This window comes from Streptomyces sp. NPDC087428, assembly GCF_044744085.1.
Taxonomy (GTDB): domain Bacteria; phylum Actinomycetota; class Actinomycetes; order Streptomycetales; family Streptomycetaceae; genus Streptomyces.
The window spans coordinates 17,490-26,861 of the sequence record NZ_JBIUXR010000018.1 but is presented as its reverse complement, the minus strand read 5'-3'; the positions used below and the strand labels follow the sequence as shown (position 1 = coordinate 26,861).

Annotated in this window: 10 protein-coding genes; all 10 read right to left on the bottom strand. The window is 68.7% G+C overall.

Features of this window, described 5'->3' with window-relative positions; translation table 11 throughout:
• Nucleotides 1-3: 3 nt before the first annotated feature.
• The 10 genes from ACIO3R_RS32375 to ACIO3R_RS32330 all read right to left on the bottom strand — a co-directional run bounded on the left by ACIO3R_RS32375 (nt 4) and on the right by ACIO3R_RS32330 (nt 9,370).
• Nucleotides 4-927 (bottom strand): N-acetylmuramoyl-L-alanine amidase, encoded by a 924-nt coding sequence (locus ACIO3R_RS32375; RefSeq protein ID WP_402110595.1) that lies wholly within the window; start codon nt 925-927, stop codon nt 4-6.
• A 61-nt stretch (nt 928-988) separates the two neighbouring features.
• Nucleotides 989-1,381 (bottom strand): hypothetical protein, encoded by a 393-nt coding sequence (locus ACIO3R_RS32370; protein ID WP_402110593.1) that lies wholly within the window; start codon nt 1,379-1,381, stop codon nt 989-991.
• Between the two features lie 9 nt (nt 1,382-1,390).
• Entirely contained in the window at nt 1,391-2,614 is a 1,224-nt protein-coding gene (locus ACIO3R_RS32365) for a poly-gamma-glutamate hydrolase family protein (protein WP_402110591.1), read from the bottom strand.
• A gap of 2 nt (nt 2,615-2,616) precedes the next feature.
• Nucleotides 2,617-5,394, bottom strand: a complete 2,778-nt coding sequence (locus tag ACIO3R_RS32360) for a hypothetical protein (RefSeq protein ID WP_402110589.1) — start codon at nt 5,392-5,394, stop codon at nt 2,617-2,619.
• A gap of 3 nt (nt 5,395-5,397) precedes the next feature.
• On the bottom strand, nt 5,398-7,344 hold the full coding sequence (locus ACIO3R_RS32355; RefSeq protein ID WP_402110587.1) for a hypothetical protein: 1,947 nt from the start codon (nt 7,342-7,344) through the stop codon (nt 5,398-5,400).
• Nucleotides 7,334-7,630 (bottom strand): hypothetical protein, encoded by a 297-nt coding sequence (locus tag ACIO3R_RS32350; protein WP_402110586.1) that lies wholly within the window; start codon nt 7,628-7,630, stop codon nt 7,334-7,336. Before ACIO3R_RS32350 ends, ACIO3R_RS32355 begins: the two co-directional genes overlap by 11 nt.
• Before the next feature lie 32 nt (nt 7,631-7,662).
• Complete coding sequence (locus ACIO3R_RS32345) at nt 7,663-8,064, bottom strand: hypothetical protein (RefSeq protein ID WP_402110584.1); 402 nt, start codon at nt 8,062-8,064, stop codon at nt 7,663-7,665.
• A 13-nt stretch (nt 8,065-8,077) separates the two neighbouring features.
• Nucleotides 8,078-8,491 (bottom strand): phage tail tube protein, encoded by a 414-nt coding sequence (locus tag ACIO3R_RS32340; RefSeq protein ID WP_402110583.1) that lies wholly within the window; start codon nt 8,489-8,491, stop codon nt 8,078-8,080.
• 61 nt (nt 8,492-8,552) lie between these two features.
• On the bottom strand, nt 8,553-8,969 hold the full coding sequence (locus tag ACIO3R_RS32335; protein ID WP_402110581.1) for a DUF3168 domain-containing protein: 417 nt from the start codon (nt 8,967-8,969) through the stop codon (nt 8,553-8,555).
• Nucleotides 8,966-9,370 (bottom strand): HK97-gp10 family putative phage morphogenesis protein, encoded by a 405-nt coding sequence (locus ACIO3R_RS32330; protein ID WP_402110579.1) that lies wholly within the window; start codon nt 9,368-9,370, stop codon nt 8,966-8,968. The genes ACIO3R_RS32335 and ACIO3R_RS32330 overlap by 4 nt, the downstream gene beginning before the upstream one ends.
• Nucleotides 9,371-9,372 lie beyond the last annotated feature (2 nt).

The following is a 9,372-nucleotide window of genomic DNA, read 5'->3' as shown; positions in this document are numbered from 1 at the left end:
GGGTCAGTCCTTCACGGTGAAGCCGTGGGCACGGCCCAGGGCGGTGAGTGATGCCTTGCCGGGGATGCCGTCGGCGGCCTGGCCCCGGTAGTTTCCGCCGGCCTTGGACCGCTGCCACGCGGCGTAGGCGGTAACGGTGGTTGTGCCGAAATGCCCGTCGCTGAACTTCTTGGAGAGCAGCCCGGCGTTGACGAGAGCGGCCTCCACGGTCCGGACCCCGGAGTACGTGACTGGGGTGCCGGCCGCGCTCGGGTTGGAGCGGGCGGCGGCGACGAGCTGGGACAGGTCGACTACCGGCTTACTCGGCGCCGAGGCAGGCGGCCGGGTCGGCGTCTTCGTGCCGAGGCGCGTGTCGATGCGGGTGCGCATCTTCGTCCAGTCGATCCCGCGCGGGTCGACTTTCCCGGGCTGCCAGTCGAGATGCCGGATCACGGAGGCCGCGTCCCAGCCGTGCGCCCGGCAGATTGCAGCCGAGACCTGCTCGATCGCGAGCAGTTGCGCCTCGGGCCAGGGGTCCTTGCCGTCCCCGAGGTTCTCGCACTCGAAGCCGTAGAAGTGCCGGTTGCCGTCGACAGTGGCCTCGTTGTCCGTGGGTACGGGCCGTTCAGCGACGACTGCGGCCAGGACGTCGGGGTCGCCGAGGCCGGCATGGTTCGCCCGGCCGTAGCCGACGAGGTGCACCCGGCCGTCCTTCGCGATCATGCCGTGGCACAGCGGGCCGGGCAGCGCGGTGTATCCGTCGCGGACGATGCGCACGGTGGCGGCTGTGCCCTTGGTGACGGTGTGGTGGATCATCACGCCGTTGACCGGCCCCCAGGGGCCCGTGTGGTTGCGGTTGTGGGTGCGCCAGTCACCGACCTGGGCAACGGTGCACCCTTCGGCCAGCAGGGCAGCGAGAAAAGTGTCGGCGGATAGGGGTGTGGCCATCGAGCCCTCCAGGGCATGAGAAAGCCCCGGCCATGGCGGCGCGGGGCAGGGGGGTGGTGGGTTACGGGGTGTATGTGGTGTGCAGGGCCACCCACGTGATGCTCGACATGTTGGTCGTGACGGCGAACAGGTTCACGTCACCGGCCGCGGTGAGGTCGATGTGCGCGTTGAAGGCGGCGTTGCTGCTGTTCAGCGCCGTGGCGTTGCGGCGCGTTCCGCTCGATGGCCGGGCCCACGTCGGGAGCGTGGCAATCGAAGCGCTCGTTGACGTGCTCACCGAGACGTCGAGCTGGATTTCCACCTGACCGTCCGGGTGCCGCTTGATCCTGTGCAGAGACTGGCCGGGCGTGCCGTCGGATGCGGGCGATTTGATCGGCAGGTTCTCCCAGTCCCGGAAATCTCCGAGCAGCCGGTCAGCGCTGATGATCATTCCTGCCAGCCAGGCAGTGGGCATGTGTGCCTCCTACAGGGCGACGATGCTGGGGCGGGCGAGCCGCACGGCCGTGCCCGCCGTATGCGGTTTGGTGGTGCCGTTGACGGACCGGGTCGTGGTGAACGTCTGGGCGTTGCCGCGGGTGGTGAAGTCCCCCCACGACACGGTGACGGGCGGGGTGTTGGTGTTCGCGGTGGAGAGGATGCCGCGCATCCCGATCGATCCGGCCGCCGTGAGCGAGGTGTCCGTGGTCTCCAGCTGCCAGCCCGCAGGTTCGGCGGTGCCGTCCTGCCAGACGTTCGCCCGGAGCGTGGTTCCGGCCAGCTGCATCCGCACGCGGAAGCGGCGGCCAGCGGCGTGTGTTAGGCCCGTCGTGTACTGCGCCAGCAGCGTCTCGGATCCCGCGAGCCTCTTGCGCAGGGTCAGGATCACCGTCTGCGTTGGTGAGAATTCGAGCCGAGCCAGATAGCAGTTGGAGGCGTCGGCCCACCGCGCGACGAGCGAGGGGAAATGCCCGCCGCCGGTGGCGAGCTGGTCGGTGGCGACGGACGCGGTGAAGTCGACGTTCGCCGCGGGGGACGGGAGCAGCGCCCAGCGGGACACGTTGGTACTGCCGATGCTCATCAGGCCGCGCCCCAGGTACGCGGCGCGGACCGCGGCCGCGTACCTGTGGAACGCCTCGGTGCGCAGGCCTGCGTCCCGGATCGGGCGCGTGTTTGCCCCAGGGAAGAAGCTGTCTCGCAGGGCTCGGGACATCTCCAGCTGCACGCCGGCGCCGCTGCTGGTCCGGTTGCAGATGTTCGCCGGGTCGGTGCCGCCGATCTCTGACGGGGTCGTGATGACCCGGAACCCGGCCGCGGTGAGACTGGCCGTGAGCGAGGCGACGAGCCCGGTATCGAGGCCGCCGAGGGCCGTCTCGGGTACGCCGTCGGTGCCGACGAAGCCGTGGAAGGACAGGCAGCGCTTCGTCGCGGTGACCAGGGCAACCGCGGTCGGCTCGTCGAAGTTCGTACTCGTGATGTGTAGGTCGCCGTTCCCGGACGTCTTCAGGCCCTGGAATTCGTAGTAGGCCATCCGGGCCCCGGCCTGGGCAACTTCGCGGGCCATTTCTCCGGACCCGGTCTCGATGCCGCCGCCGTGGATCGCGATGGACGACCACGTGGCCCCGGCCGGGGCGACTGCGGTCCGGGAGTAGCCGACGCCTTCCACCTCAACGGCGGCCAAGGCGGCGTAGTTTGCGTAGAGGTCCGCCATGGTCAGCCCCCCTGCACCGAGTAGTCGGAGCTGGACCCGCCGGTGGTTGTCCAGGCCTGCCCGGACGTGGCGGTTCCCCACCCGCCCGTGACGCTGCGCTCGAACCTGTCGCCGCGCTGGCCGGTCACGTCGGTCACGGTCATGACCTCCCCGCCGCACGTCACGTCGAATGGAAAGTCGGCCGGCCATTCAGCCGTGCTGATCCAGCGGGGTCCCGTGGTTGTGGTCACGGCCAGGGATGTTGCTGTCGAAGTGACGGCCGACCCCAGAACGGACCCGGCTGTATCGGCCCGCCCAAGGGCGCGGTCTGCCACCACGCCGACAGTCCACGGCCCGGCAGGGACGCACGTGTACGTGATCGTCCAGGCGGTGGCGCCGATCTCCTCGTCGTATCCGGTGACGAGGAGATCGACGTCGCCGGGCTGCTGGTCCGCAGGCAGGTTCTGCAGGCGGATCAGGTCGCCGACGTCGACGGCCAGGACGTCGTTGACGAGCGCGTAACCGCGGGGGTTGCCCAGGTCCACGGTGATCTTCGTGTACCGCAGGCCGTCGTATGTCCCGACGTGCATCCGCCAGTACGCCTGTTGCGTCGTCTGGGTGTCCGCCGCGAGGGACAGTTCCGGGGCGACGTCGTACCGGCCGATCGCGTCCACGGACAGAGGCCCGTCCGTGGACACCGCGTTCGCGGACGCCCCGCCCGTCCTGGTGACCGTGACGTCGTTCTCGGTCAGCTTGTCGTCGTCGATCGGCGCGAACGGAGCTGAGATCTCCCCGTTCGCGAAGTCGAGGGTGAGGGTGGGGTCCTGGTTGTACAGGGTGGTCCGGGCCCGGTAGACGAGCGCCCGTGCGTCCCGCTGCTCCAGCATCAGCCCGAGGTCCGCAGCGGCGATTGTGTCGAGCGACTCCAGGTACCGCTGCGGCTCCTGCGTCCCGAGTGCGGTGGACTCGCCGGCAACCCCCATGAGCGAGACAGGCACACCGTTCTCGGCGGACAGGCGCAGCGCGCGGGCGCCGGCAGTCTCGCCCGGGAATCCCATCATGGCGGTGTACATGTCCGACGCGTTCGGGGCGGTGTCGCCCCAGTACGTGAGGTAGCCGAGGGACACTTCGGGGGACGGGTTGTCGGTGCCCAGGTCGCAGGCGTAGCCGATCAGCCCCACGGGTCGTCCGATGCCGGACTCGGCCCCGGCGTCCGCTATCACTCCGTCGATGTAGACGGTCCACGCGGTGAGGCTGCTGCCCGCCACGGTGGACAGGCGGATGTGGTGCGGCTGGGCGTCGAAGATGCCGGGCGCCGCGATCGTCCCCAACGTGGTGACCGATGACGTGTCAGTCAGCTGGACGGTGCGCACGACGGTGATCTGGTTCAGGCCAGCCAGGAGGACGAGCTGCCACAGGGTGGACGGATCAGCGTTGGTGCCGCTGCCGCTGTCGATGACGGTCACGGCCTCGAATCCGCCGAGCCCGGATCGGACGAAGTCCACTGACCAGCTGGCCGTAGCGCCCTGCACCCGGGGGCGGGCTTCGATCTGAGTGCTGGCCCCGGCGGGGAACCGCAGGGTCGGTTCGATCCAGGAGGCGACGGTGCCCTTTGCCCACTGCGGGGCGGGGTCCCCGATCGAGATGGCCGGCGGCGACGCGAGCAGGGGCGAGCCCTGGGTGGCCTGCTCGCCGTCCGTGAGCGGCCAGCACTCCAGCGGGGCGTTGCCGATGATGTAGCGGCGCAGCGCGCTGTCGAGCGGCCGGTTCCCGGACCCGAGGCGGCGCATGATTCCGGCAGGGGCGATCTGCACGGTGGCATCCGCGCCGGACAGGTCCCGCGAGGGCGGCCACGCCGGGATCTCGCCCTCCATCCGCACCGTCCGGTTGGACAGGGATGCTGCGCCGGTCAGAGTCCAGAGGGCGCCGGTGCCGTCCGTGAACGTCCGGGTCCCGGCTGTGGCCTGCTGGGCGGGGACGACGTTGGTGCGGAGCACCCCGCCGATTCCGGCGTGCACCTGCAGCCCGTAGACGCGTCCCTTCGCTCGCGGAAGTCCGGATGCCCCGTCCGGGGTCAGTGTGATGTCGCTGTCACCCAGCTGCAGCGGCGCCGACGCGGCGAACAGCGACGTGGTCCCGGAGCTCACGACGGGCGTACCGAGCACGACCCAGGGCCCGTTGCCGAACGCCACGTAGAACGTGGTCGTGCACCCGCCCGCACCGTTGTCTACATCGAGGGCGGCCCGCACCCGCACCCGCTGCCCGGCCGTGGCCGGCACCACTGACGTCGACTTCGTGTACCGCTGCTGTGCGGCGGCCCCGGTGGGGGACCACGTGAGGAACAGGTTGCCGTCGGGGCCGAGTTCCAGCGCCCAGCCGAGATTCCCGCCGGTGGCATACCGGGCGGCCAGCAGCTGCGGGTCGTCCCAGACATCGAGGGCAACATCCATCCGGACGTCGATGTCGCCGAGGATGTCGAGGGCGGATGTGTCGGGGGTGGCCACGGTGTACGTGCCGGTGGGCGGCAGGTACAGGTAGGGGCCGCCCGCGATGACGGAGAACCGCCACGGCGTGTTGCGCCCGATCAGGCCGTACAGGCTGGAGAGCGGGTTGCGGGGGCTGTAGTTCCCGGACCGGTTGTCGAGAGTGGCGGTGGCGGCGGTGGGGTCGGCCCGGGTCCCGAGCGCGGTGGCACCCCGCGTGATCGCGACCGGGTCCGACTCCCGCATGCTGCTGCTGATGTCGTGCCACGCCCCGTTGTAGTAGAGCTCGGTGACGCGTGGCGGTGGCAGGCTCGGCATGGGTTACCCCTCTCCGAGGCGGACGACGGATCCGCCAGCCTTGTTGCGGACGATGCTCTTGAAGAAGTCGACGAACTCTGAGTCAGCGCCGACCACTTCGATCGCGAGGGGCTCGCGTGACTGTCCGCCCGTGTTGCGGACGGAGTTCGCGACGCCGCGCAGCATGCCGTCCAGCTTCGACAGCGGGGCCACGACTTCGTCCTCATTGCCCTCACCGATCATGGCGAGCGTCGGGCCGGTCGTGACGCCACCGGCCGCGAGGTACGGAATATCGGGGGTGGAGAGGGTCACCTGCGGGATGTCGACGCCCATGAAGTTGCCGCCGCCGAGGGTGAACGAGAGCCCGTTCCACATGCTGATCAGGGAGTTGATTGCGCCCTTGAAGTTGCTGACGATGCTGTCCCACATGCCCGACGCGGCGCGGGCGATCCGTCCAGGGAGCCCCGATACCCACGTGACGAGCTGGCCCAGCCAGCCCGCGACCTGGCCGGGGATTCTGCTCAGGAGATAGATCTGCTCCATCACGGTGTCCACACCATCGGAGACCTTGCCGGTCACCCAGTCCCAGGCGTCGCCGGTTACGCCAGTGACCCAGCCCCAGGTCTGGCTGACGTGATCGGTGATCCAGCCCCACGCGTCGCCGAGTTTGCCGGTAATCCAGTCCCAGGCCTCGCCGGTGGCGGTGGCGATCTCGTCCCAGTAGACGATGATCAGCACGATTACGGCGATCAGGGCGATGATTCCGGCGATGATCCACGTGCCGGGGAACGCCCACAGGGCTGTGTTCCACGCCCACTGAGCGACCACCGCAATGCCGATCGCGGCGGCCAGCGCGAGCAGGATCGGCGCCAAGATCTTGATCAGCTCGGGGTTCTCCTTCATGAAGTCGGCCAGGATCTTCAGCGCGGGGGCGAGCATCTCGCCGATCGTCGTGGCCAGGGTCCGCATGATGCTGTCCATCGACTTGGATGCGGCCACACTGTCGGTGACGCCCTTCGCTGCACCGGCCGCCTTGTCCAGCCCGGTGGCCGCAGCCGCCCCGGTGGCGTCCAGATTCAGCAGGCTGTTCCCCATGTCCTCGCCCGGCCCACCGAACAGGGCGGCCTGAATCGAGGTGCGCTTGGTCTGGCTCTCCACGCCCTTGAGCGCGGTGGTGACCTGGTCGAACGCCTTGGTTCCGTGACCGGTGTTCATCAGCTTCTGAATGTCCTTGACATTCAACCCAAGCTGTTTCAGCGGGTCCTTGACCTTGGCTGTGTCGGCCATCTGGAGGGTGAATTCCTTGACCGCGTCACCGAGCTTGTCGAGCTGAAACGTCGGGTCCTGCGCCGCCTGGGCGAGCAGGCCCATCATCTCCGGACCGGTAAACCCGAGCTGGTCGAAGAACTCTCCGTACTCCGAGATCATCGCGGGGACTTCCTCGCGCAGCTTCGGCGGGAGCTTCTGCGCTGCCGCGGTCAGGAGATCGAACGCCTCCATACCGTCCTTGACCATCCCGGTCTTGATCAGCGTGCCAACCGCCTGCGTCGACTCGCCCACGTCGAACTCGAACGTGTCGGCCAGCGCCAGAGCGCTCTTGGTCATCTGGTCCAGTTCGGCGTCGGTTGCTTCACCGAGGCCGCCAATGTTCGACGTCACCGCACCCAGTGCCTCGTTGACGCCATCGATCGAGTCACCGAACCCGGCGCTGAACACGTCACCAGCGACACCGCCGGCACGCTCGGCCTCGGCTTCGGTGAGGCCGAGTTGATTCTTCAGCTTCGTGTTGGCAGCTGTGGCATCCACGGCGTTGGACAGCCCCATTGCGAAGAGGCCACCGACTGCCGCGCCGGCTGCCGCGCCCTTGATTCCGCCGAGGCTGGATTCGACGTCGTCGGCGGCGCCTTGGGCGCCGCTGGTCAGGTCGTCGGTGTTGATGCCGACCGAGACGAGGAGCTCCTCAAGCGTCACGGCTGCTCCCTTCCGTCAGGTCGTTGCCGTGTAGTCGCCGGGTCAGCGACTTGACGGTGGTGAGCATCTGTTCCCAGTCCCCGCCCTTGGCCGCAGCGCCCTGGTCCCACTTGGGCAGGAAGTCGCCGGGCTCTTTCGCGCGCTGCCCCTTGCCGCGGGCAGTGTTCGCGACGGTGGCCGCGAGGATCGAGGACAGGACGTCGGACCGTTCGGGGCCGAGGGGGCCACTGATCTGCTCGTAGGCCATCCACTCAGTGATTTCGGCCGAGGTGATGTCCGCGAGCATGTGGCGCACCGAGCGGGCGCCGAGGTGGGCCGCTAGTCGGAAGTAGAAGCGCCGCTCGGGTGCGCTTCGGAGTTTCCCGCTGCGTCCTCTACGGCCTTGTCGTTGAGTCCGGACAGGCGCTTGGCGACGTCCGCGAGGCGGTCCAGGACAGCGCCGTTCTTCCGCCCGAGCGCGGCCACCTCCTTGTCGGAGTAGAGGCGCTGGAAGTCCTCACCGACCAGGCACTTACCGACGAGCTTGGCGAGTTGGTCGTTCAGGTTGACGCGCTGGGGTTTCCCGTTCGTACCGATGACGACCATGCTGGACTGGTAGGCGTTGCGGTCGGTGCCGGACATGCCGAGCACCCGCACGTCCCCGCCCCACTCGGGCACGGGCACGTCTTCCCACAAACGGTCGTCCGCGGCGTTGATCTGGTCCTTGCTGAGCAGTGCCATGGATGATCCGTTTCTAGGCGATGGTGGGCTTGCCGGAGACCTTGAAGGTCAGCGAGCCGGACAGCTTGTCGTCGTAGGGCGCCGACTTGGAGAACCCAGTCATGACGGCCGCGAAGCTGAACGTCGTCTCGGCGGTATCGGGGAACACGATCTGGTAGTTCCTCGGGTCCGTGTCTTCGAGGTCGGCCTCAAGCACGTCGTGGACCGCCGGGTCGTAGTTGATATCGACGGTCACCTCGCCCGGGTCGATCAGCCCGCCCACGAACTCCATGTACTGGTTCGGGGAGTCATGCGCGGTGACGTCGATCGTGGTCCGGGTCCGGCCACCGTCATCCACGTTGGTCAGGTTCGCGATGGCGGTGAACACCTCCGGCTCCTCGCCGTCGCCGCGCTTGAGCACTGTTCCGAAGCCGTCGATACCGGCCATGACTGCCTCCTGGCATGAAAGAGGCCCCGGCCATGGCGGCACGGGGCGGGGTGGGGAAGGGTTACGGCTTCTCGGTGACGACCCGGTACCGCAGCACCAGATGCCGAATGTCGCCGGGCGGCTCGGGGTCGGTGAGCGTCTGGGCGAACTCGTAACGGGTCACGATGTGGGCGAGCCCTGGCACGGTGAGCGGCTGGTGATCGAGCAGGGCCGTGACGCGGGCGCCGATTCGCAGCGCCTGCGCGTAGCCGCGGTACTGCGACCACACGTGCAGCGTCACCACGGTCTGCCGGCCGAAACTGCCGTGCCGGTCGTCGGGGGTTTCCAGGGCCTCGCCCGTCACGATGAACGGGTACTGGCAGGTCTCGGGAACGTAGTCGTACAGGCCGTCGACCATGCCCATCAGCTCGGTGTCCCCGCGCAGCCGCGCATCGATGGCGCCCTGCACAGGAAGCATCGGGGCGGGCGGTGTGCTCACGGCATGGTCCTCCTCACCTCGGCTCGGATCCGGTCGGCCAGGTGCCGGCGTTCGCGTTCCAGGGCGGGCAGCAACGTCGGGTTCGCCGGGATGCGGCGGGTCCCGAACTCCTGCTCCTTGGCGTAGTCATCATCGTGCTGCCACCACCCGATCTCGGCGACCAGCTTGTTGTTCTGGTAACGGGCGTTGATGTCCCGTTTCAGGTTCCCGGTGTTGACCCGGACGTGCCGCTGCACGTCGTCGACGATGGCCTCGGCCGAGGCCTTCAGCGCCCGAAAGCACGCGGCACGCGCCTCGGTGCCGAGGTTGTTGAGCTGGTCGCGCAGTTCGTCCAGGCCCTCGATGCTGACCTGCATTCCGCTGCGACGGGTTCCGCCTCGGCGCGGGCTTCGGCGGGCCACGA

Coding starts and splice junctions, on each gene's coding strand:
- ACIO3R_RS32340 (WP_402110583.1), bottom strand. CDS start 8,491: ATGGCCGGTATCGACGGCTTCGGAACAGTGCTCAAGCGCGGCGACGGC.
- ACIO3R_RS32370 (WP_402110593.1), bottom strand. CDS start 1,381: ATGCCCACTGCCTGGCTGGCAGGAATGATCATCAGCGCTGACCGGCTG.
- ACIO3R_RS32350 (WP_402110586.1), bottom strand. CDS start 7,630: ATGCTCGCGGACATCACCTCGGCCGAAATCACTGAGTGGATGGCCTAC.
- ACIO3R_RS32360 (WP_402110589.1), bottom strand. CDS start 5,394: ATGCCGAGCCTGCCACCGCCACGCGTCACCGAGCTCTACTACAACGGG.
- ACIO3R_RS32365 (WP_402110591.1), bottom strand. CDS start 2,614: ATGGCGGACCTCTACGCAAACTACGCCGCCTTGGCCGCCGTTGAGGTG.
- ACIO3R_RS32345 (WP_402110584.1), bottom strand. CDS start 8,064: ATGGCACTGCTCAGCAAGGACCAGATCAACGCCGCGGACGACCGTTTG.
- ACIO3R_RS32375 (WP_402110595.1), bottom strand. CDS start 927: ATGGCCACACCCCTATCCGCCGACACTTTTCTCGCTGCCCTGCTGGCC.